Annotated in this window: 13 protein-coding genes and 2 pseudogenes; 8 read left to right on the top strand and 7 right to left on the bottom strand. The window is 71.5% G+C overall.

Annotation, left to right across the window (positions count from 1 at the left end; translation table 11 throughout):
- On the bottom strand, positions 1-2,418 hold a 2,418-nt coding region (locus tag SSOG_RS42530; protein ID WP_039940080.1), incomplete at its 3' end, for a type I polyketide synthase.
- 42 nt (positions 2,419-2,460) lie between these two features.
- Positions 2,461-9,651, bottom strand: coding sequence for a type I polyketide synthase (locus SSOG_RS42525; protein ID WP_039942699.1), 7,191 nt, complete (start codon positions 9,649-9,651; stop codon positions 2,461-2,463).
- A 225-nt stretch (positions 9,652-9,876) separates the two neighbouring features.
- Between SSOG_RS42525 and SSOG_RS42520 the strand changes: the two genes are divergently transcribed.
- The 4 genes from SSOG_RS42520 to SSOG_RS42505 all read left to right on the top strand — a co-directional run bounded on the left by SSOG_RS42520 (position 9,877) and on the right by SSOG_RS42505 (position 14,345).
- Positions 9,877-10,689, top strand: a complete 813-nt coding sequence (locus SSOG_RS42520) for an SAM-dependent methyltransferase (protein WP_009720513.1) — start codon at positions 9,877-9,879, stop codon at positions 10,687-10,689.
- A gap of 660 nt (positions 10,690-11,349) precedes the next feature.
- On the top strand, positions 11,350-12,090 hold the full coding sequence (locus SSOG_RS42515) for an AfsR/SARP family transcriptional regulator (protein WP_483754813.1): 741 nt from the start codon (positions 11,350-11,352) through the stop codon (positions 12,088-12,090).
- Between the two features lie 12 nt (positions 12,091-12,102).
- The gene (locus SSOG_RS42510; RefSeq protein ID WP_009720511.1) at positions 12,103-12,327 is read left to right on the top strand and encodes a DUF5988 family protein; all 225 of its coding nucleotides are present in this window, start codon (positions 12,103-12,105) and stop codon (positions 12,325-12,327) included.
- A gap of 140 nt (positions 12,328-12,467) precedes the next feature.
- A complete protein-coding gene (locus SSOG_RS42505; protein WP_039940077.1) occupies positions 12,468-14,345 on the top strand; it encodes a Xaa-Pro dipeptidyl-peptidase in 1,878 nt (625 codons plus the stop codon).
- On the opposite strand, the gene SSOG_RS42500 is transcribed toward SSOG_RS42505, so the two are convergent.
- Positions 14,314-15,183 (bottom strand): class I SAM-dependent methyltransferase, encoded by an 870-nt coding sequence (locus SSOG_RS42500; protein ID WP_009720509.1) that lies wholly within the window; start codon positions 15,181-15,183, stop codon positions 14,314-14,316. The two genes, SSOG_RS42505 and SSOG_RS42500, sit on opposite strands and share 32 nt — an antisense overlap.
- Before the next feature lie 270 nt (positions 15,184-15,453).
- Here SSOG_RS42500 and SSOG_RS42495 point away from each other — a divergent pair, with 270 nt between their 5' ends.
- Positions 15,454-16,626 (top strand): CapA family protein, encoded by a 1,173-nt coding sequence (locus SSOG_RS42495; RefSeq protein ID WP_009720508.1) that lies wholly within the window; start codon positions 15,454-15,456, stop codon positions 16,624-16,626.
- Between the two features lie 16 nt (positions 16,627-16,642).
- On the opposite strand, the gene SSOG_RS42490 is transcribed toward SSOG_RS42495, so the two are convergent.
- From SSOG_RS42490 to SSOG_RS57020, 4 genes and pseudogenes are all read right to left on the bottom strand, one after another.
- Positions 16,643-19,180: an ATP-dependent Clp protease ATP-binding subunit gene (locus SSOG_RS42490; protein ID WP_009720507.1), complete on the bottom strand. Its 2,538-nt coding sequence runs from the start codon at positions 19,178-19,180 to the stop codon at positions 16,643-16,645.
- A gap of 31 nt (positions 19,181-19,211) precedes the next feature.
- On the bottom strand, positions 19,212-20,330 hold the full coding sequence (locus SSOG_RS42485; protein ID WP_009720506.1) for a PP2C family protein-serine/threonine phosphatase: 1,119 nt from the start codon (positions 20,328-20,330) through the stop codon (positions 19,212-19,214).
- Between the two features lie 62 nt (positions 20,331-20,392).
- Positions 20,393-20,806, bottom strand: coding sequence for an MFS transporter (locus tag SSOG_RS57025; RefSeq protein WP_245606508.1), 414 nt, complete (start codon positions 20,804-20,806; stop codon positions 20,393-20,395).
- A 370-nt stretch (positions 20,807-21,176) separates the two neighbouring features.
- A pseudogene (locus SSOG_RS57020) lies at positions 21,177-21,371 on the bottom strand (MFS transporter); the annotation flags it as partial.
- Between the two features lie 261 nt (positions 21,372-21,632).
- On the opposite strand from SSOG_RS57020, the gene sigJ reads away from it, so the two are divergent.
- The 3 genes and pseudogenes from sigJ to SSOG_RS58075 form a co-directional block, all read left to right on the top strand.
- Positions 21,633-22,505: an RNA polymerase sigma factor SigJ gene (gene sigJ, locus SSOG_RS42475; protein ID WP_009720504.1), complete on the top strand. Its 873-nt coding sequence runs from the start codon at positions 21,633-21,635 to the stop codon at positions 22,503-22,505.
- Positions 22,506-22,576: 71 nt separating this feature from the next.
- Positions 22,577-22,966 (top strand): FAD-dependent oxidoreductase, encoded by a 390-nt coding sequence (locus SSOG_RS58080; RefSeq protein WP_009720503.1) that lies wholly within the window; start codon positions 22,577-22,579, stop codon positions 22,964-22,966.
- A gap of 31 nt (positions 22,967-22,997) precedes the next feature.
- Positions 22,998-23,244: pseudogene (locus tag SSOG_RS58075) on the top strand (pyridine nucleotide-disulfide oxidoreductase); the annotation flags it as partial.

Here is a 23,244-nt window from a genome sequence, read left to right as displayed (position 1 = left end):
CAGTCCGGTGGTGTCGATGCGGCGGCCGTGCACCGTGGAGTAGAAGGCGGTTTCCGTACCGGAGGTGTCGATCGGGCGGATGCCCTCCAGCAGATGCACCAGCTCTTCGTGGATTTCGTCGACTTGGGGGCCGTGCGAGGCGTAGTCCACGTCGATCAGGCGTGCGCGATCGCCGTTCTCCCGGCATGCCGCCACGACCGCGGCCACCTGCTCCGGCGGACCCGACACCACCGTGGAAGACGGCCCGTTGACCGCCGCCACACCCACCCCGGCAGCCCGATCGCCCAGCCCCGCCAGCAGCCGAGCAGCCTTCTCCTGCCCCACACCCAGCGACGCCATCGCACCGCCACCAGCCAGTTTGCGCAGCGCCCGGCTGCGCAGCGCCACCACCTTCGCGCCGTCCTCCAACGACAACGCCCCGGCCACCACAGCCGCCGCGATCTCCCCCTGGCTATGGCCCACGACCGCCGCGGGGCGCACCCCATGTTCCGCCCACGCCGCCGCCAGGGACACCATCACCGCCCACAACACCGGCTGCACCACATCGACCCGGCCCAGATCACTCGCATCTCCGGTGCCGCGCAGAACATCGGTGAGCGACCACTCCACATACGGCGCCAACGCCCGCTCGCACTCCGCCACCCGCGCCCCGAACACCGGCGACGCATCGAGCAGCGCGGCCCCCATCCCCACCCACTGGGACCCCTGCCCCGGAAACACGAGCACCGGACCCGCACCACCGCTCAGCGGCGCAGCACCACCGGAACACACCACGTCCGGATGCGACTCCCCCTTCGCCAACGCCTCCACCGCGGCCAGCAGCTCCGCACGGTCCTCGCCCACCGCCACCGCACGGTGCTCGAACGCCGACCGCGTCGTCACCAACGACCAGCCCACGTCGTCAGGCGCCACCTCCGCATCGGCCATACGTGCCGCCAACGCCGCCGCCTGCCCCCGCAGCGCCTCCGCACTCCGCGCCGACACGACCCATGGCACCACACCCTCAACGGGCCGCGACTCATCGTGGTCGTCCACGTCCGGGGCCTCTTCGAGGATCACATGGGCGTTGGTGCCGGAGACCCCGAAAGAGGACACGGCCGCCCGGCGGGGGCGGTCGAGTTCGGGCCAGGCGGTCGGTTCGGTCAGCAGCCGTACTCCGCTGCCTTCCCACTCCACATGCGGGGTCGGCTCGTCCAGGTGCAGATTGGCGGGCAGGACCGCATGCCGCAGGGCCGTCACCATCTTGATGACACCGGCCACACCGGCTGCCGCGTGGGTGTGCCCAATGTGGGACTTCAACGACCCGAGCAGCAGCGGCCGATCGGCGGGGCGGTCCTGGCCGTACGTGGCGATCAGGGCCTCGGCCTCGATCGGGTCGCCCAGCTTCGTACCGGTGCCATGGGCCTCCACCGCGTCCACTTCGCCCGGTGACAGCTGGGCGCTTGCCAGCGCCTGGCCGATGACGCGTTCCTGGGCGACGTCGTTGGGCGCGGTCAGGCCGTTCGAGGCGCCGTCCTGGTTGATGGCCGATCCCCGGAGCACCGCCAGCACCCGGTGTCCGTTGCGCCGCGCGTCCGACAGCCGTTCCAGCACCACCAGGCCGACGCCCTCGGAGAAACCGGTGCCGTCCGCGGTGGCCGCGAAGGACTTGCAGCGGCCGTCCGGGGACAGCGCCCGCTGCCGGGTGAACTCGGTGAACATGACGGGGGTGGCGAGCGAGGTGACGCCGCCGCTCAGCGCCAGGGTGCATTCGCCCTGGCGCAGGGCCTGGCAGGCGAGGTGGATGGCCACGAGGGAGGCGGAGCACGCGGTGTCCACGGTCACCGCCGGTCCCTCCAAACCGAACGTGTAGGCCACCCGGCCCGAGATAATGCTGGTGAGCATGCCCGTGAGGGCGTATCCCTCGTAGCCCTCGGGAATCCGCGGAGCCCGGGCGAGATAGTCCTGGCTGGAGACCCCCGTGTAGACGCCGGTGCGGGTGCCTTTCAGGGTGGCCGGGTCGATTCCGGCCCGCTCCAACGCCTCCCAGGCGATTTCCAGCACCAGCCGCTGCTGCGGGTCCATCGCCAGCGCCTCCCTCGGGCTGATCCCGAAGAACGCGGCGTCGAATTGGTCGGCCTCGACGAATCCGCCCTGGCGGACGCAACTGGTGCCGTAGTGCTCGGGATCGGGGTGGTAGAGGTTTTCCAGATCCCATCCGCGGTCCGTGGGGAAATCCCCGATCGCGTCCACACCCGCGCCGAGTAGATCCCACAACTCCTCCGGGGACGTGACCCCGCCCGGGAAGCGGCAAGCCATGCCCACCACGGCCACCGGCTCCTGGACACGCTCCTCCGCCGCACGCAAACGCTGCCGCGTATCGTGCAGATCAGCGGAGACCCGCTTGAGATACTCGACCAGCTTCTCTTCGTTCGCCACTAGGGGTCACCCGGCCTTCAGCGATCGTCGCGCCCGGTACATTCAGGACACACCAAGCTCGTTGTCAATAAAGTCAAGAACCTGATCCGCGGACGCGGACTCCAGCCTTTCCGCGACATTCATCGCGTCCGTCGTCTTCTGCGTCGGGACCTTGCCTTCGGGGGAAAGTCGCTGCACCAAGTGGCGTGCGATGCCCTCCGGGGTCGGATATCTGAAGATGAGGGCCGCCGGCAGACGCAATCCCGTGGCCGCCGCGAGGCGGTCGCGCAGCTCGACGGCGGTCAGGGACTCGAAGCCCAGCTCCTTGAAGCTGGCCTCGGCGTGCAACGCGTCGGGGTCGGTGTGTCCCAGCACGGTGGCGGCGTGCTGGCGGACCAGGTGGAGCACCGCCCGCTGCCGTTCGGCCGCCGACAGTCCCCTCAGCCGTGCGGTCCAGTCGGCCGACCGCGCACCGGTCGTGGCGGCCGCGGAGCGCCGCCGCCCGCCCCGTACGCCGCCCCGTAGCACCGGCGCCGTGCGTTCGGCGGCGCCATGGCCACCCGCCGGGCGCAGCTGCTCGGGGGCGGCCGGACGCATCACGAGCGCGTCGATGGTGAGCACCGGTGCGCCCGCGGCATCGGACACGGCCACACGCATCGCGCACTCGCCGTCCACGCCCTGCCGGTGCGTTGGGCTTCGGACGCGTACGGTGGTCGCGTCAGCCGCCCAGAGTGCCACGCCGCTCATGGTGAACGGCAACCACAGCCGCTCATCGGCCGGTGCCTCGTCGGTCACCAGAGCCGGTTGCAGGACCGCGTCCAGCAGTGCCGGGTGGATGCCGTACCCGCCCCTTTCTCCGGCCGCCTCCGGCAGCTCCACCTCGGCCAGTACGTCGGCGCCGTCATGCCACATCGTGCGTACGCCCCGGAAGGCGGGGCCGTACGCGTAACCCGAGGCGGCGATCCGTTCGTACAGCCCGTCCGTAGCCACCGGTTGCGCACCGGCGGGTGGCCAGGCCCCGGACTCGGCCGTCTGCTCGTCCGGTGCGGACGGGCGCAGGACGCCCGTGGCGTGGCACGTCCACGCCGTGGGCGTACCGCCGCCGTCCGGGCGGGCGTACACGCGTACGTCGCACCGTCCGTCGTCGGCGGGGGCGCTCACCGCCACCTGTACGCACAGGCCACCCATGTCGGGCAGCGCCAAAGGGGCCCGGAACGCCAGCTCTTCGACCTCACCGCACCCGGCTTCGTCGCCCGCCCGCAGCACCCATTCCACCAGCGCGGCGCCCGGCACGAGCGCCGTGCCGCCCACCACATGCTCGCTCAGCCAGGGGTGTGTCTGCGGGGAGATGCGCCCGGTCAGCATCAGGCCGCTGCCGTCGGCGAGTTCCACGGCGGCGCCCAGCTGGGGGTGGTCGGCGGAGGTGAGGCCGAGGTGGGCGGGATCGCCGCCGCGCGAGGTGGTGGTGTCCAGCCAGTACCGTTCGCGCTGGAACGCGTAGGTGGGCAGATCGACCGTACGGGGCGGCGGGTCGGCCGGGAACAGGGCGGTCCAGTCGACGTCGACCCCGGCGGTGAACGCCTGCCCCAGCGAGCGCATGAGCTGCGCCCGGCCCCCGTGGTCCCGCCGCAGCGTCGGTACGGCGACGGCGGCGGCATCCGCCTCCTCGAAACACTCCCGCATCCCCATGGTCAGCACCGGATGGGTGCTGGCCTCGATGAACACGCGGTGGCCATCGGCCAGCAGCGCGTCCACCGCGTCGGCGAACCGCACCTGCTCCCGCAGGTTGCGCACCCAGTAGCCGGTGTCGAGGTCGGACGGCTGGGCGCGGCCGCCGGTCACCGTCGAGTAGAACGCCACATCGGTGTCGGCGGAGGTGGCCGGACGGATGCCGTCCAGCAGATGGTTCAGCTCCTGTGTGATCTCGTCGACCTGGGGGCTGTGGGAGGCGTAGTCCACCTCGATCAACCGGGCGCGCTCCTCCCTTTCCTGGCATGCGGCCACCACAGTGGCCACCTGCCCGGGCGGTCCGGACACCACCGTGGATCCGGGTCCGTTGACCACTGCCACCACGACCGCGGAGGCCCGGTCGCCCAGCTCGGTCAGCAGATCGGCCGCCGCCTCCCGGCCCAGTCCCAGCGAGGCCATGGCGCCACCGCCGGCCAGTCGGCACAGCGCCCGGCTGCGCAGGGCCACCACCTTCGCGCCGTCCTCCAGCGACAGCGCCCCCGCCACCACGGCCGCCGCGATCTCGCCCTGGCTGTGGCCCACGACGGCGGCCGGGCGCACTCCGTACCGTGCCCACACCTCGGCCAGCGAGACCATCACGGCCCACAGCACGGGCTGCACCACATCGACCCGGCGCAGATCGGCCGCGTCCTCGGTGCCGCGCAGCACATCGGTGAGCGACCAGTCCACGTACGGCGCCAGTGCCCGTTCGCATGCGGCCGCCCGTGCCGCGAACACCGGGGATGTGTCGAGGAGTTCGGCACCCATGCCCTGCCACTGCGATCCCTGTCCCGGGAACACCAGCACCGGCCCCGGGCCGCCCACCGCCGCGACTCCGAGAGGTGCGGCGGCGGGGCCCACGAGCCCGGGGTGGCCGTCATCGGCCGCCAGCGCCCGGGCCGCCGCCGTCAGTGTGCCGCGGTCCTCGCCGACCAGCACCGCCCGGTGGGCGAATACCGACCGGGTGGTGACCAGCGACCAGCCCACCTCCGCGACAGAAGCGGCGGACGCGTCGGGATCGGTGTCCAGTGCGGCGGTCAGCGCACGGGCCTGTCCGCGCAGCGCCTCCGCGCTACGTGCCGACAGCACCCACGGCCTGGGCCCGTCCTCGTGCGGGGCGCCGGTCGCGGTGTCCGGGGCGGGGGGCTGTTCCAGGATCAGATGGGCGTTGGTTCCGCTGATGCCGAAGGAGGAGACGCCCGCGCGGCGGGGGTGGTCGCCGTTCGGCCACGCGACCGGTTCGGTGAGCAGGCGTACGTTGCCGCTGGTCCAGTCGACGTGCGGGCTGGGCTCGTCGATGTGCAGGGTGGCGGGCAGCTGCCCGTGCCGCATCGCCATCACCATCTTGATGACGCCCGCCACTCCGGCGGCCGCCTGAGTGTGGCCGATGTTCGACTTCATGGATCCCAGCCACAGCGGCCGGTTCGTGGGCCGCTGTTGTCCGTACGTGGCGAGCAGGGCCTGCGCCTCGATCGGATCGCCCAGCGTGGTGCCCGTACCGTGTGCTTCCACCGCGTCCACCTCGGACGGAGTCAGCCGGGCGGCGGCCAGGGCCTGGCGGATCACGCGCTGCTGCGACGGCCCGTTGGGCGCCGTCAATCCGTTGGACGCGCCGTCCTGGTTCACCGCGGAGCCGCGGATCAGGGCCAGCACCGGGTGGCCGGCGCGCCGCGCGTCCGACAGCCGCTCCAGCAGCACCAGTCCGGCGCCCTCGCCCCAGCCCGTGCCGTCCGCTGCCGCCGCGAAGGGCTTGCAGCGGCCGTCGGGGGCCAGGCCGCGCTGACGCGAGAAGCCGGTGAACATGCCCGGGGCGGCCATCACGGCCACTCCGCCCGCCAATGCCATCCGGCACTCCCCCTGCCGTAGCGCCTGAGCGGCCAGATGCAGGGCCACCAGCGACGACGAGCATGCGGTGTCCACCGTCACCGCGGGCCCCTCCAGGCCGAAGGTGAAGGCGACCCGTCCGGACACCACGCTGGGCGTGCTGCCGGTCAGGAGATGACCGTCGAGCCCCTTCGGGGCCTCATGCAGCCGTGGACCGTAATCCTGGGGCGTCACCCCGACGAACACACCGGTCGAGCTGCCCGCCAGCGCATCGGGGCAGATGCCCGCGCGCTCGAACGCCTCCCACGCGGTCTCCAGCAGCAGCCGCTGCTGCGGGTCGGTGGCCAGCGCCTCGCGCGGGCTGATGCCGAAGAACTCGGCATCGAAGCGCGCCGCGTCGTACAGGAATCCGCCCTCGCGGGCATAACTGGTCCCGGGGCGGTCCGGGTCCGGGTCGAAGAGCCCCGCCAGATCCCAGCCACGATCCCCCGGGAACTCGCCGATCGCGTCCATGCCCTCGGACACCAGCCGCCACAGCGCTTCCGGTGTGTCGGCACCACCGGGGTAGCGGCAGCTCATGGCCACCACCGCGATGGGATCGTCGTCGGTGAGGGGTGCGGTGGACGGTGGCGGGGTCGGAGCGTTCGGGGTTCGGTTGACGCGGGTGCGCAGATGGGCGGCGACGGCCAGCGGCGTGGGGTGGTCGAAGGTGAGCGTGGCGAGCAGGGGCAGGCCGGTGGCCTCGCTCAGCCGGTCGCTCAGTTCGGTGGCCGCGAGGGAGTCGAAGCCCAGTTCCTTGAAGCTGAGGGCCGGGTCGATGGCGTCCGGGCCGGGGTGCCCGAGGACGACGGCCGCGGCGTCGCGCACCGTCTCCAGCAGGGCACGGTCGCGCTCCGCGCCCGTCAGCTCCGTCAGCCGCCCGGTCGGCGGCGACTCGGCCGCCGCGCTGTCCGTGGCCGGGGGCGTGGGATGCGCCCCGGGCCAGTAGCGCTCCCGCTGGAAGGCGTACGTCGGCAGGCCGACCGTCCGGGAGCGGGGTCCGCCGAAGATCTGCTCCCAGTCGAGGGGGGTGCCGCGTACGTGTGCCTCGGCCATGGCGGTGGCGAAGGTGCGTACCTCCGGCCGGTCGCGTCGCAGAGCGGCCACGGCGAGGGGGCGCAGCCGGTCGGGACTGTCTTCGGGACCGTCTCCGGGTCCCGGGCGCTCGGCGAGGCATTCGCGGGCCATGGCGGTCAGCTGGGCATCCGGGCCGAGTTCGAGGAACGTGGTGACGCCCGCCGCGCGGAGGGTGCGCATTCCGGAGGCGAAGCGCACCGCGTCGCGGGCGTGACGGGCCCAGTGGTCCGGGGAGGCGAGCTGTTCGGCGGTGGCGACGCGGCCGGTCACATTGGAGACGACGGGAATGGCCGGTACGGCGACGTCCAAGCCGCCTGCCACGGCGTGCAGTTCGTCGAGCATGACGTCCATGTGCGGGGAGTGGAAGGCGTGGCTGACCTTCAGCAGACGCGCCTTGCGGCCCTGCTCCCGCCAGACGGCGGTGGTGTCGTGGACGGTGCCCCGGTCCCCGGAGACCACGACGGAGGAGGGGCCGTTGACGGCGGCGATGCCGATCCGGTCCTCCCGCCCGGCCAGCAGTTCGGTGGCCTCGTCCACGGTGGCCTGCCACGCGGCCATCGCCCCGTCCGCCGCGACCGCCTGCATGAGCCGGCCTCGGGCGGCCACCAGGGCGCAGGCGTCGGGGAGGGAGAGCGCTCCGGCCACGTGTGCCGCGGCGATCTCGCCGACCGAGTGCCCCGTCACGTAGTCGGGCTTCAGCCCCCAGGAGGCCACCAGCCGGTAGAGGGCGACCTCGATGGCGAACAGCGCGGGCTGGGTGTACGACGTCCGGTCCAGCAGCGCCGCCTGCGGCGTGCCGGGCTCGGCGAACATGACGTCGCGCAGGGGCAGTTCGAGCTGCGGGAGCAGGGTGTCGCAGACCTCGTCCAGGGCGTCGGCGAAGACGGGGTGCGCGGCGTACAGTTCGCGGCCCATGCCGGGGCGCTGGCTTCCCTGGCCGCTGAAGAGCAGCGCAAGCCCTCCTCCGGCCGTCCGGCCCCGGACGAGTCCGGCGCTCTGGGTGCCCTGTGCGAGCGCGTCGAGGCCGCGCAGCAGCTCGTCGGGGTGGTGGCCGTCGCTGAGGAGTACGGCGCGGTGGGTGAAGGCGGTCCGCGTGGTGGCCAGGGCGTGGCCGATGTCCGCGGGGTCGGCGCCGGGGTGGGCGGCGAGGTGGTCGCGCAGCCGCGCGGCCTGGGCGCGCAGCGCGGCGGGCGTCCGGGCGGAGAGCGGCCACAGGACGACGGGCGGGGCCGGGGTCGGGGTGGCCGCCGCGGGGGCGGGGGGTTCGGCGAGCACCAGATGGCAGTTGGTGCCGCCCATGCCGAAGGAGCTGACTCCGGCGAGCAACGGCCGGTCCGGGCGTGGCCACGCGGTGAGTTCGTCCTGGACCCGCAGCCCGAGACCGGCCAGCGGAATGCGCGGGTTCGGGGTCGTGTAGTTGAGGCTGGGCGGCAGTTGCCGGTGGGTGATGCTGAGGACGCACTTGAGCAGTCCGACGATGCCGGCGGCACCCTCCAGGTGGCCGACGTTGGTCTTGGCGGAGCCGACCAACAGCGGGTTGTCCTCCGTACGGGCGCTGTCGAGGGCGGCGCCGAGCGCCGTGGCCTCGACGGGGTCGCCGACGGGCGTACCGGTGCCGTGCAGTTCGACGTACTGGACATCGCCGGGTGAGGTTCCGGCGCGCTGGTGGGCGAGCCGCACCACGGCTTCTTGCGCTGCCGGGTCGGGGGTGGTCAGGCCGTCGGTGGCGCCGTCGTTGTTGAGGGCGCTGCCGCGGATCACGCAGTACACCGGGTCGCCGTCGCGCACCGCCGCGGCGAGGGGCTTGAGCAGGACGGCGCCGCCGCCCTCGCCGCGTACGAAGCCGTTGGCGCGGGCGTCGAAGGCGTGGCAGCGGCCGTCCGGGGAGAGCCCGCCGAACTGGGCCGCGGCGGCCTCCATGCTCTCCTCGGTGAGGATGAGGTTGACGCCACCGGCCAGCGCCAGGGTGCACTCGTGGCGGCGCAGGCTCTCGCAGGCGGTGTGGACGGCCACCAGCGACGAGGACTGCGCGGTGTCGACGGTGAGGCTCGGGCCGCGCAGCCCGTAGCCGTGGGAGATCCGGTTGGCGATGATGCTGCGGTGCACACCCGTCATGGCGTGCCGGGTGCTCGCGAGGGGCTGGTGGCGGCGCAGCACGGCCGCGTACTCGTCCCAGATCGCGCCGACGAACACACCGGTGGCGGTGCCCTTCAGCGTCTCGGGGCGGATTCCGGCGTCCTCCAACGCCTCCCAGCTGAGTTCGAGCATCAGCCGCTGCTGGGGGTCCATGGCCACCGCCTCGCGCGGCGGGATGCCGAAGAACGCGGCGTCGAACGTGTCGACCCGGTCCAGGAACCCACCGGACCAGCCGGTGGTCGAAGCGACCGAACGAGCGGAGGTTTCCGGCTCGGCCGGTGGACCGGCGTGACGGCGGTCGGCGGGCATCGCGGTGATGGCGTGGCGGCCCTGGCGCAGCAGCTGCCAGAAGGCGGCCGGGCCGGGTGCGTGGGGCAGTCGGCAGGCCATTCCCACGACGGCGATGGGCTCCGCGGGCTGGGGTGGCCGGGTGGGCGGGGTGCTAGCCATCACACCCGCAGGGATGTCGTTGGTCATGGGAGGCACTCCCGCTCCGGATTGATGATCGGTGCGAGCACGTGGCCCATCGTGGGGCGCGGTTCTAAAGGCAGACCAAAAGCCCGCGGCCGGTGACTTTAGAGACGCGTTACCGGAACCCCGGACTATCGCTGAACAGGTAGACCTTTGTGGCCACTTGACGGCCGATCGGAGCGCCGAGCACACAGGAGGAGTGCCATGACATCCCCATCACCCGCGCCGCCAGGCGGCCAGGTGTCGGACTACTACAGTTCGCTCGGACCGCTGCTACAGATGGCGTGGGACGACAACTTCCACTTCGGCTACTGGGACGGCCCCTCCGACACCAGCTCGGTGCGGGAGGCGACGGACCGCTTCACCGATCTGCTCATCGAACGGCTGCGGGTGGGGCCTGGAGACCGTGTGTTGGATGTGGGCTGCGGTATCGGCAAGCCCGCGCTGCGGGTGGCGTCGACGACCGGGGCCGGTGTTCTGGGGATCACCATCAGCGAGCTTCAGGTCAAGCAGGCGACGGAAGCGGCGCTCACCGAGAACATGTCCGGCCAGGTGTCGTTCCGCTACGCCGATGCCATGGCCATGCCTTTCGGGGAAGCGTCGTTCGACGCCGTACTCGCATTCGAATCCATCAACCACATGCACCGGCCCACCGCACTGCGCGAGATCGCGCGGGTGCTGGCGCCCGGCGGCCGGCTGGTGCTGACGGATGTGACCGCGCCGAGCGAGGGCGGCTATCAGCCGGAGGACGATCCCGACGTGGTCACCTCGCTGACCCGGCTCCAGGACTGGCCCGGCCTGATCAGCGACGCCGGACTGGTGCTGGACGAGCTGACGGACGTCACCGAGCACACCAAGGACACCGCCAACCGCATGATCGACGGCATTCTGAAGTGCCGCCGGGAGTTCGAGGAGCGGCACGGGGTCAGCGTGCAGGAGGTGCTCGACGCCGCCAAATCGGCGCTGCCCACGGTGCCCAGTGCCGGTTGCGCGATCGTGGTGGCCCACAAGCTTTGACCAATGATTTCGGGGCCGGTTTCCACGGGGCGACCGGCCCCAAAGTCCTGCAATTATCCACTTCTCATCAACAGACCCAAGAGGAAGCGGGTTTCGGCATGTCGCGCTTGAACCCGCCGACTCGATCAGCGTATTCTCATTCGCTGACCGCGTTACTCAAGGCTGACGATATCCGGACCCTGATCTTCCACACGGTATCGAAATGTGTGCCATTACGCGAAGGGGCGCCTCAAGGGCGCATGTATCCGGATTCTAGGTGAGGCGGGTAGTCATAGGACTCGCTTAGGACGAAGGGCACCTGCCAGGGGCAGTGAACTGCGGGTTCGCGGTTTCTGAATCACCGGCAGGTCCGTGATAAAGAGGGGTGAATAATGGCAGTCGCGAACGACGTGCGTAAGCGGAACCGGCGGCACTGTCCGTCCCCGTGCGGCGACAAACGGCCGGTCCACTTCCCCCAGGCGGGCGGCTCGGCAGTACGTACGCGACGCGGGCCCGCACATTCGTTCGCCTCCAGAAGACAGGCACCACCCCCGGGCGGACACGAAAACACGAAGAATCTCGCGGGGATTTCCGGCAACGGCGCCGACTGTCCCATGACCGCACGCATCGGCGACTCGGACGGGGCAAGCAGTGCGATATGAGATCATGGGGCCCCTTCGCGTGGTCGAGGAGGGGCGCAAATTATCCATCAGGGCGCGGAAGATCGAAGTCCTGTTGACCGTCCTCCTGGTCCGCGCGGATCAAGTGGTCCCGATCGACCAGCTCATCACGGAGATCTGGGGGGAGGGCCCGCCGCGCCGGGCGATCGCGGGCCTTCATGTGTATGTCTCCCAGATTCGCAAGTTCCTGCGCCGGCCCCATCAGAACGAAAGCCCGGTTCTCACTCGCCCCCCGGGATACGTCCTGCGTCTGGGATCCGATGATCTCGACTTCCACTGTTTCGAACGACTGGTGGGCGAGGGGCGCGATCATCTCAGGGAGCGGCGCTACAAGCAGGCCACGGCCAGCTTCGAAAGCGCGCTCGATCTCTGGCGCGACCCCCTGCTGGACGATGTGTGCCACGGGCCGATTCTCGAGGGCTTTCAGACCTGGCTGAAGGAAGCCCGTCTGGAATGTGTCGAGATGCTGACCGATTCGCGTCTGATGCTCGGTCGCCATCGTGAGCTGGTGAGTGATCTCTACCAGCTGACCACCGAGCATCCGCTGCGGGAGGCACTGCACCGTCAGCTGATGCTGGCGCTCTACCGCTGCGGCCGCCGGGCGGACGCCCTGCATGTGTATCAGGCGGCCCGGAAGACGCTCAACGAGGAACTCGGACTCGAACCGTGCCGGGCCCTTCAGGACATGCAGCGGGCCATCCTCACCTCGGATGACCGGCTCGAACTCCACGTTCCCGCGTAAAGAGGTGAACAGGTGACGGAACAGAGCACGTATTTTCCCGACGGCACCCCGATCGAGGTCATCCTCGAAGGGGGGCCGGACGATCTCCCCCGGGCGCATCGGACCGGTCAGTCGTCCCTTGCCACCCGGAAGCTCAAAATCCAGCACCGCAACGGATACGAGCATTTCGAACTCGTTGACGGCGATCTCGCTCCGGCGGTCTTTCGCTGGATCATGCGCACCAAAATCGCCGAGTAGCCGCCGGAGCTCGGAAAACCTCCGCCGAGGGGGCGCCGGACCGCTTGTCCATCGGTCCGGCGCCCCTCGGCGGGACGCAGGCCCCCTGCGATCAGCGCACCTCATGTGCTCAGCAGGACTCATGCGATCAGGAGGACCGTGTGCTCACTTCACGATGGCGAGGTGCCGCGGTCGTCGCGGTCGCGATATCGCTGTCCCTCGCCGCCCTCGCCACCGGGCCCGCCACGGCCCGCCCCTCCGCCGGGGCCTCGATCACGGTGGCCCATGGCCGTACCCAGCCCGTGTTCTCCTACCAGGACGCGGTCCGGGAACACCTCATGGTCCAGACCCGCGTCGACAGCGACGGCGACGGCGCCAAGGACCGCGTGGCCGTGGACATCATCCGGCCCCGGGAGACCGAAGCGGGCCTCAAGGTCCCGGTCATCATGCTGGCCAGCCCGTACAACGACACGGTCGGCCGGGGCTTCGAGGCGGAGAAGAAGACCTATGCCGCCGATGGCACCCCGTCCAAGCTCCCCCTGTTCTACGACAATTACTTCGTGCCCCGCGGCTACGCCGTCGTCGACGTCGACATGACCGGCACCGGCAGATCCGATGGCTGTCCGACCATCGGTGGCAAGGCCGACGTCGCCGCCGCCACCTCGGCGATCGACTGGCTGAACGGCCGGGCCACGGCCTACCGGGCCGACGGCAGCGAGGTGAAGGCCACCTGGTCCAGCGGCAAGACCGGAATGATCGGGCACTCCTATGAGGGGACGCTGGCGAACGCCGTGGCGGGAACCGGGGTGGAGGGGCTGGAGACCATCGTCCCGATCTCCGGGATCAGCTCCTGGTACGAGTTCGCCCGGACGAACGGCGCCAAGCACTGGAACGGGTTCGGCCCCTGGCTGGCCGGTTCGCTGGACTCCGACCCGCCCGCGAAGTGCCAGGCGGTGCGCGACCGGCTGGCCGCGGGCGAGGACGACGCCACCGGCAACTACAACGCCCACTGGAAGGAGCGCGACTACCTCGCTCCCCCGGCCCCCCAGGTGAGCAAGGTGCGGGCGAGTGTCTTCGCCGTCCACGACCTCAGCGACTACAACGTGCGGATCGACCAGTTCGCCGACTGGTGGGCACCGCTGGCCGAGCGCGACGTACCGCGCAAGCTGTGGCTCGGGCGCTACGGCCACACCGACCCGTTCGACTGGCCCGGGCGGCGCGCCCACTGGGTCGACACCGTGCACCGGTGGTTCGACCACTGGCTGTACGGCATCCGGAACGGCATCATGGACGAGCCCCGGGTCGACCTCCAGTCCGGTCCCACCACCTGGACCACTCAGGCCGACTGGCCCGCGCGCACCGCCCCGTCGTCCCTGCACCCGAAGTCCGACGGCTCGCTGGCGCTCCGTCCCGCCACCGGCACCGGGTCCTTCACGGATCTCAAGCTGAGCGAGGCGGACCTCACCGCCGACCCGGCCACCGCCCGGCCCGGGCGGCTGGCGTATCTCACCCCGCCCCTGCGCACCGGCGCGCGGATCTCGGGCACCCCCACCGTGGACCTCAGGGTCAGCCTCGACAAGCCGACGTCGAACCTCACCGCGCTGCTGGTCGACTACGGCGAGGACGAACGCATCGACTGGTCGCGCAACGATCCGCTGAACGGCATCCATGACGGGCTGCGCGGGCTCACCGAGGAGTCCTGCCACGGTGAGAGCACCCCCGCGGACGACGCGTGCTACCGGAAGACGGCCAACGTGACGGTGCACGGCCCCTCCGAGGTGATCGCCCGGGGCTGGATGGACGCGCAGAACCGGCACTCGCTGACCACGCCCGACCCGCTGACCCCGGGGGCGTCCTACCGCATCGCCTGGAAGACACTGCCGAACGACTACGAGGTCAAGCCCGGCCACCGGATCGGCCTCGTCCTCGCGGGCACCGACGCCGACTTCCTCTACTTCGAGGACCCCACCGGGGCGAAGGTGACCGTCGACCTGGCCGCCAGCCGGGTCACCGTACCGGTGGCCGCACGGCGTGGATGAGATGAGCCCCCGCGTCCCCCGTGGCGCCCGCCTCCGCTGACCGATCCGCCGCGCCGCGTCCGTACCGGGCGGTCAGCTCGCCGTAGCGGATGTCCTCGGCGACGGTCAGCCCCAGGTCGCCCGCCAGTGAGGCGATCTCCTCGGGGGTGAAGTGGCTGAGGAAGGGCTCGCCCGCCTCGGCGGCCCAGGCGGCGCGGGCCTCGTGGACGGCGCGCTGCTCCGGTGGCAGCGCGCCGGGCGGCTCTCCGTAGTCGAACACCACGCCGGAGCCGCCGGGCAGGGCCGCGATGAAGCCGAGGGTGTCGAGCACCGCCGCCCGGGTCAGATACGGGACGACGCCCAGCCAGCCGAAGAACGCCGGGCGGCCCGGGTCGAAGCCCGCCGCCGCCAGGCCATCGGCGAGCCCCTGGCGCTCGAAGTCGACCGGGGCGAACGTCAGCGAGGGCGGTATGGCGATCCCCGCGGCGGCAAGCCGGTCGCGCTTCCACTCCTGGGTGGCGGGGTGGTCCACCTCGAACACCCGTAATCCGGCGGCCTGTTGGGGCGCGCGACACCCGTAGGTGTCCAGCCCGGCTCCCAGCATCACCACCTGCCGTACGCCGCGTTCGACCGCGGCCGCCACCGCGTCCTCGGCGAAGCGGGCGCGGGCGGCCACGCCCAGCCGGATGGGTTCCCGCTCGGGTGCGAATGCCGCCGCGAGGACCGGATTGTCGGCGTCCGGGCCGAGGATGCGCAGGGCCAGCGGATCGCTGAACACTCTGCCGCCCTCCAGCCGCTGGTGTGCCGCACGGAAGGCGGCGGCGGCGCGGGCGGTGATGCTGGGTTCGCCGGCCTGCATGGAGCGTCCCTCCCCAGGGTTCCGCCGCGGGCGCACGGGACGGCGCTCCGCTGTGCGTGGCCCCATCGTGCCACCGCGGACACCACCTCGGGCACCACCTCGGACACCGCCACGGGCACCACCACGGGCACCTCCGGGACGAGAGGGCCCATCGGGTGCTTCCGGTCTGCCGTTCCGGTGAAGCTCGGCACCGCTCCGCTGGGTGATCTTCTGTCGTACGTATAAATACGACAAACCACCCATTTGCCCCTCGTGAGTGCGGAGTGAATCGTGTTCCAGCACCGACGCCACCGAACGGCGATATTCGTGGCCGCCCTGCTCGCCACCGCCACCGCGTGCGGCAGTGGCGGCGACCCCGTCACCGGCCACGCCGAGCAGAAGCCCTCCGAGACGGCGCGCGTGGCACGCGCCGAGCCCCAGAAGAAGTTCACGCTGGTGGCCACCGGCGACCTCCTCGCCCATGCCTCCGTCATCCGCCAGGCGCGCGCCGACTCGGGCGGTGAGGGCTACGACTTCCATCGCATGCTGATCGGTGCGGCACCCGTGGTCGCCCAGGCCGATCTGGCGATCTGCCACATGGAGACGGTGTACGGCGCGAACGGCGGGCCCTTCACCGGATACCCCACGTTCAAGACCCCGCCGCAGATCGCCGGAGCGATCAAGAAGCTCGGTTACGACTCCTGCTCCACGGCCTCCAATCACACGCTGGACGCCGGGACGGAGGGCGTGAGCCGCACCCTCGACGCCCTGGACAAGGCAGGCGTCCGGCACACCGGATCGGCCCGGACCGCCCGCGAGAGCACCACTCCGGCCGTCATGGAGGCCGGTGGCGCCAAGGTGGCCCAGCTCGCCTACGCGTACGGCACCAACGGCATCCCGGTGCCCGAGGGGAAGCCCTGGATCGTCAACCTCATCGACGCCGACCGCATCATCGAGGACGCCCGGGCCGCCCGCCGCGCCGGAGCCGATGTGGTCGTGGTGTCCACGCACTGGGGCACCGAATGGCAGGAGGCGCCGGACAAGCTCCAGCTGTCCCTCGCCAAGAAGCTCACCGCGTCCCGGAGCCACGGTCGCCGCGACATCGACCTCATCATCGGCACCCACGCCCATGTCCCCCAGGCATACGAGAAGGTCAACGGCACCTGGGTGGTCTACGGCATGGGCGACCAGGTCGCGGGCGTGATGCCGGACGAGCGCGGGCAGATGGGCTCGGCGGCCCGCTTCACGTTCACCCCGCCCACCGCGCAGGGCAGACCGTGGCAGGTGGCGAAGGCGGAGTTCATCCCGCACGCCGTGGACAACGACCCGATCAGCGTGGTGAACCTCCCCCGGGCGCTGGAGAAGAGCCCCGGCGACAGCCACTACACCCACGCCCTGTCCACCATCCGGGAAGCGGTCCTCAGCCGGGGCGCGCAGAAGGATGGCCTGACCATGGGGCGCTGACGGTCCGGCCGCCGGATCAGGTGGCCGCGGGCTCCTGCTCGATGTGGAACGCCAACGTGTCGTCCTCCACATCGACTTCGACCGGGCTGTGCGGCCGCAGCTCGCCGCCGAGCAGCATCCGGGAGAGCGGGTTGTCGACCTCACGCTGGATGGTACGGCGCAGCGGGCGGGCGCCGTACTCCGGCTGATGGCCGTGGCGGGCCAGCCAGTCGACGGCGGCGGGGGTGAAGTCGACGGGGATGTCCTGGGCGCGCATCCGGCGGCGGGTCTCCTCCAGCAACACATCGGTGATCTGACGCAGCTGTTCGTCGGCGAGCCGACGGAAGATCACGATCTCGTCGATGCGGTTGAGGAACTCGGGCCGGAAGTGTTCGCGCAGCGGGCGCAGGACCCGCTCGCGGCGGGACGCCTCGTCGGCTTCGGCGTCGCCGCCGCCGAAGCCGAGGACGGCGCCGCGCCCGGTGATGGCCTCGGAGCCGAGGTTGCTGGTCATGACGATGACGGTGTTCTTGAAGTCGACGGTGCGGCCCTGGGCGTCGGTCAGTCTGCCGTCGTCGAGCACTTGGAGCAGGATGTTGAACACGTCCGCGTGGCCCTTTTCCACCTCGTCCATGAGCAGCAGCGCGTACGGCTGTCTGCGCACCGCCTCGGTCAGCTGTCCGGCCTCCTCGTGGCCGACGTATCCGGGTGGCGCGCCGACGAGGCGGCTGACGGTGTGCTTCTCCTGGTATTCGCTCATGTCGAGCCGGATCATCCGGTCCTCGCTGCCGAAGAGCGCCTCGGCCAGCGCACGGGCGAGTTCGGTCTTGCCGACGCCGGTGGGGCCGAGGAAGAGGAAGCTGCCGCTGGGGCGGTGGGGGTCGGCGAGTCCGGCCCGGGAGCGCAGCACCGCGTCGGAGACGGCGGCGACTGCCTCCTCCTGGCCGATGACCCGCTTGTGGAGGTGTTCCTCCAGGCCGAGCAGCCGCTCGCGCTCCTCCTGGGTGAGGCTGCTGACGGGGATGCCGGTCTGCCGGGAGACGATGTCGGCGATGTCCTCGACGGTGACCTCGGAGACCCGGGAGCCGTGGAACTGGGCACCGGATCCCTCGGTGATACGGGCGCCGAGTTCGGCGATGCGGTCGCGCAGGGCGGTGGCGCGTTCGTACTGCTCGGCGGCGACGGCCTGGTCCTTGTCGCGGGTCAGCTGCTCCAGCTCGCGCTCCAGGGCGCGCAGATCGGTGCCGCGGGCGCTGGAGCGCAGCCGTACCCGGGCGCCCGCCTGGTCCATCAGGTCGATGGCCTTGTCCGGGAGGAAGCGGTCGGCGAGGTAGCGGTCGGCGAGTTCGACGGCCGCGAACAGCGCCTCGTCGGTGTAGCGGACCTGGTGGTGTGCCTCGTGGCGATCGCGCAGCCCATGCAGGATGGAGACGGCGGCCGCGGGGGTGGGTTCGGGGACCATGATGGGCTGGAAGCGGCGGGCGAGCGCCGCGTCCTTCTCGATGTACTGGCGGTACTCCTGGAGTGTACTGGCGCCCATGACGTGCAGCTCGCCGCGGGCGAGGGCGGGCTTGAGCAGATTGCTGGCGTCCATCGTGCCGCCCTCGGAGCCGCCGCCCGCGCCGACGACGGTGTGCAGTTCGTCGATGAAGACGATGAGTTCGTCGGAGTGGGCGCGGATCTCGTCGATGATGGCGGTGAGGCGCTGTTCGAAGTCGCCGCGGTAGCGGGTCCCGGCCACGACGCCCGCGAAGTCGAGCTGGATGACGCGGCGGCCGAGCAGGATGTCCGGCACGTCGGCGTCGGCAATGCGCTGCGCCAGCCCCTCGACGACGGCGGTCTTGCCGACGCCCGCCTCGCCGATCAGGACGGGGTTGTTCTTGCCGCGCCGCGCCAGCACCTCGATGCTCTGCTCGATCTCCTCGTCGCGGCCGATCACCGGGTCGATGCGGCCCTCCCGGGCCAGGTCGGTCAGATCGCGGCCGTACCGGTCGAGGGTCGGGGTGCCGCGGCGGTCCGCCACGGGCCGCTGGTCGGCGCCGGGGACCGGGGCCGCCCGGCCGGCCGGGGGCGTGCTGCGGGGTTCGAAGTGTGCGGCGTGGAGGATCTGCCCGGCGGTGGAGTCGCGGTTGGCGGCGAGGGCGATCAGTACGTGTTCGGGGCCGATGTACGAGGAGCCGCGGGCCCGGGCGATCTCGTGGGCGTCGAGCAGCGCCCGCTTGACGGCGGGCGTGACGGCGACCGAGCCGCGTGGCGGGCCGTCCCCCGCCTGCCGGTCGATCTCGGCGGCGAGCTGGTCGGGGTCGGCCCCGGCGCGGGAGACCATGGTGCGGGTCGGTTCGGCGCTGAGCGCCGCCCGCAGCAGGTGTTCGGTGTCGAGGTCGGTGCTGCCGTGTTCGGCGGCGTACGACGCGGCGGAGGAGACGAGGTGGCGTGCGGTCTCGCTCATGAGCCGGCCGAAGTCGACATGGCGATCGGACCGCTGCCCGCCGGGCCCGGTTCCGAGGAAGCGTGCGAGGAAGTCGCCGAGTGGGTCTGGCCCGAAGTCGTCAGGGCCGTCGTTCCCGCTGCCCATATCACCACTTTAGCGGTGGTTCGCGCGATGCTCAGCTTTCCGGGTGGCGGCGTTCGAGGACAACGAGGGCCGCGTCGTCGCCCTGGTGGCCGCCGATGTGGGCGAGCAGGTCGCGGCGCAGATGGTCCACGAACCCCCGGGGCCCCTCGCCGTCCCAGGTGTGGAGGCGCTCGGTGAGCGGGTAGAACGTACCGTCGGCGTCGCGCGCCTCGATCACACCGTCGGTGTACAGGAGCAGCAGATCGCCCGGTTCGAAGGGGTAGTCCTCGACCCGGTAGCGCCCGGCCGCCAGATCGCCGAGGCCCAGTGGCAGGGCGGGGGCAGGCCCTTCGAGGGCCTTGATGGTGGCGTCGCGCAGCAGGAATGGCGGCGGGTGTCCGCAGTTGACCACCCGTACCACCGGCTGGTCGTCGGGGATCTCCAGCACGGCGGCGGTGACGAACGACTCCCCCGCCCCGGGCGCCCGGTCGGCGGGTTCGGTGCGCTCCGCGGACAGGGCGGCGTCCAGGTGCGCCACGAGTTCGGGCAGGGGTACGGGCCAGTGGGCGATGGCCCGGAAGGCGCCGAGCACCAGTGAGGCGTCCGCGACGGCGGTGAGGCCGCTGCCGCGCACATCGCCGATGATCAGGCGGGTGCCGTACGAGGTGCGGGCCGCCGCGTACAGGTCGCCGCCTATCTCCGCGCCGGGCTCGGCGGCGAGGTAGACGGAGGCGATCCGCAGCGGGCCGACGCGGTCGGGCAGCGGGCGCAGCAGGACCTTCTGCGCCACGTCGGCCACCGCCCGGACCCGGGTCAGCTCGCGGGCGTGCCGGTCGAGCACGGTGCGGAACAGCACGATGAGGGCGGAGACCAGGATCAGGGTGAAGAGTTCCGCCATCCGGTTGGTCGCGGTCAGCCGGTCCTGCCCGGCGTTGATCCCGATCTGGGCGCCCACGGCCACCAGGCCGATACAGCCGGTGAGCAGCGGTCCGGCGAAGGACGCGGTCATGGCGGGGGCGGCGATCAGCAGCGGGCTGAGACGGACGCTCGCGGGGCCGAACACATCGCCGAGCACGATCAGGACGATGAGTGCCAGGGGGATCGCGACCAGGGCCCGCCTCCCCTGCTGCCCTGGCCGGCCGAGCTCCGGGGGACCCTGCCGAATATCCACATCTACTACTTACGCCTCTCCCGGCCCCCCGCGCCACCCCCGTTTCGTCACAGGGTCCCGGGTCAGCGGATGCCGAACCGGCGGCGCGCGATGGCCACGGCGGCCAGGCTGAGGGCGGCGAGAGCGGTCAAATACCAGGTGACGGCGAGCTTGTCGCCGGTGACATCGACGAGCCAGACGATCACGACGGGGGTGGTGCCGCCGAAGAGCATCACCCCGAGGTTGTAGCTGATCGACATCCCGGTGGCGCGGCTGGAGCGCGGGAAAAGGTCGGACAGCAGCGCGGGCAGCGCCCCGAAGTAGCCGGCCTTCAGCAGACCGATCAGGAACATCACGGTGAGCATCACCCCGAATCCGGGGTGTGCCACCAGGAAGGCGAACACGGGGCGGATCAGCAGCAGGATCAGCACGGCGGAGGCGGCCATGACACGGATCCGGCCGGTCTTGTCGGAGAGGTGGCCGACCAACGGTGTCACCGCGGTGAGGACGGCGCCGGAATCCGGTGGAGGCGGGCAGGTCGAGATCCTTGACGGCGAAGACCGGCATGTAGGTGATCAGGTACGTGATGGCGGTGGAGACGGCGAGGGCGGCGACGGCCAGCAGGACACGCCCCTTGTGGTGGCGCAGCACCTCCGCCACCGGCCCGTGTCCGGTGGCGGTGTCCTCGTCGTGGGCGAAGGCCGGGGACTCGTCCACGTAGCGCCGGATGGCGTAGCCGACGGGCCCGATGTGCAGGCCGAAGAAGAACGGCACCCGCCAGCCCCAGGACTCCAGCTGCCCGGTGCTGAGCGCGCTGGAGAGCAGGGTGCCGAGCATCATCAGCTTGATCGACGGCATCAGCGCGGTCTTGCGGCCGACCCGGTCCGCGTACCGGCCGAGGACGACGGCGCCGAGCGGGCGTACCAGGTACGAGATGCCGAAGGTGCCGAACGCCATCAGCAGCGAGACGGTGTCGTCCGTGGACGGGAAGAACAGCTTGGCGATGGTGTCGGCGAAGAATCCGTAGATAGCGACGTCGAACCATTCGAGGGCGATGCCCACGGATGCGGCGATGATGACGCGGTGCGGCTTGACCGGGGTGTCGGGGGTCCGGGGGCGGTGTCAGGCCCGGCCGGTTTCGGGCGCAGCGTCCAGAGCCAGTCCATGGCCCGTCGCACCCTGCCCGCCGCCGTCTCCGCCTTCCTCGACCATCTGATCCGGCGTCTGGAAACGGCGTGATGTCACACTCCGGGCCGCCGCGGTGTCTCCTCTCGCGGGCCCGTTGTCCCCGGGGCCCGGAAGCGGACGCGAGAGGATCGGACCATGGCAGAGCTGGCGGAGTTCGAGCAGCAGCGCGATCGGCTGTGGGCCGTCGCGTATCGCATCACCGGATCGGTCGCCGACGCCGATGACGCCGTGCAGGAGACCTGGCTGCGCTGGCAGGCGCTGCCCGGGGACGAGGTGGCCGACCCGCGCGCGTATCTGACGACGGTGGTCAGCCGGATCTGCTACGACCTGCTCGGCTCCGCCCGCGTCCGCCGCGAGGCGTACATCGGGCCGTGGCTGCCGGAGCCGGTGGTGGCGGGCGACGGGCCGGAGGACCGGGTGACGCTGGACGAGTCCGTGGGGCTGGCCCTGCTCACGGTGCTGGAGCGGCTCACCCCTGCGGAGCGCACCGCGTTCATCCTGCACGATGTGTTCTCGGTGCCGTTCCCCGAGATCGCCGAGGTCGTGGGCCGGTCCCCCGAGGCGGTGCGCCAGCTGGCCTCGCGCGGCCGCAAGCGGGTGCGGGCCGAGGCCCCGCGCCGTTCCGTGGACCGCGGCGAACACCGGCGCGCGGTGGACGCCTTCCTGAGCGCGGTGATGGGCGGCGATCTGGACGGGCTGCTGGAGATCCTCGACCCGGAGGTGGTGTGGCGTTCGGACGGCGGCGGGAAGGTCGTGGCGTCCCGGGTGCCGATCCTCGGGAACGAGCAGGTGGCCCGGTTCGCCCAGCGTCTCGGCCGCGGCTTCGACGAGCTGTCGATGGCCGTTCTGCGACGGGACGTCAACGGTGCCCCCGGCCTGGTCATCGTGGACCCGGCGGGCGAACGGTCCGTGGTCTTCGCGTTCACCGTGCACCACGGGCGGATCACCGCCATCGACGTCGTCGTCAACCCCGACAAGCTCCGCCACCTCGACCTCCCGAACCTGTGACCGGCGTCACCGTCACACCCCGGCGGGCTGTGGCGTCTCTTGGGTGAACACCACTTGAGGAGGCCATCGCCATGGAGAAGCAACAGGTTCTGGTGCTGGGCGCGGGCTACGGCGGGCTGCTGGCCGCCCTGCGCCTCGCCCCGTACGCCCACGTCACCCTCGTCGACCCGAGCGACCGTTTCACCGAGCGGGTCAGGCTGCACGAACGGGCCGCCGGGCGGCCCGAGGTGACCCACCCGCTGACGGCGCTGCTGCGGGGCACCGGCATCACCCACATCGCCGCCCTCGCCACCCGCATCGACCCTCACGCCCGCGAGGTGGACACCGACGACGGCCGACGGCTTCCGTACGACCGCCTGGTGTACGCGCTCGGCAGCCGCACCGCCGACGTCGGCGAACGCGCCTTCACCATGGAATCGGCGGCCGAACTGCACAAGCGGCTGCTGGACGGGGCCCGGTGAACTCGCCGTCGTCGGCGGCGGGCTCACCGGTATCGAGCTGGCCGCCGAACTCGCCGAGAGCCACCGAGACTGGCGGGTACGGCTGCTCACCACCGGCGAGGTCGGCGGCGGACTCTCCCGCCGGGGCCGCGCCCATGTCCGTACGGTCCTCACCGGGCTGGGGGTACGGATCGAGGAGGGCCACCCCGTGGCGGACCCGGCGGACATCGACGCCGACACGGTCGTATGGGCCGCTTCGATGAGGGCGAACGCCGAACTCGCCGAGGACGCGGGGCTCG

This window comes from Streptomyces himastatinicus ATCC 53653 (assembly GCF_000158915.1).
Taxonomy (GTDB): domain Bacteria; phylum Actinomycetota; class Actinomycetes; order Streptomycetales; family Streptomycetaceae; genus Streptomyces; species Streptomyces himastatinicus.
Note: the sequence above shows the minus strand (reverse complement) of the source record. Positions and strands in the feature narration are given on the sequence as shown.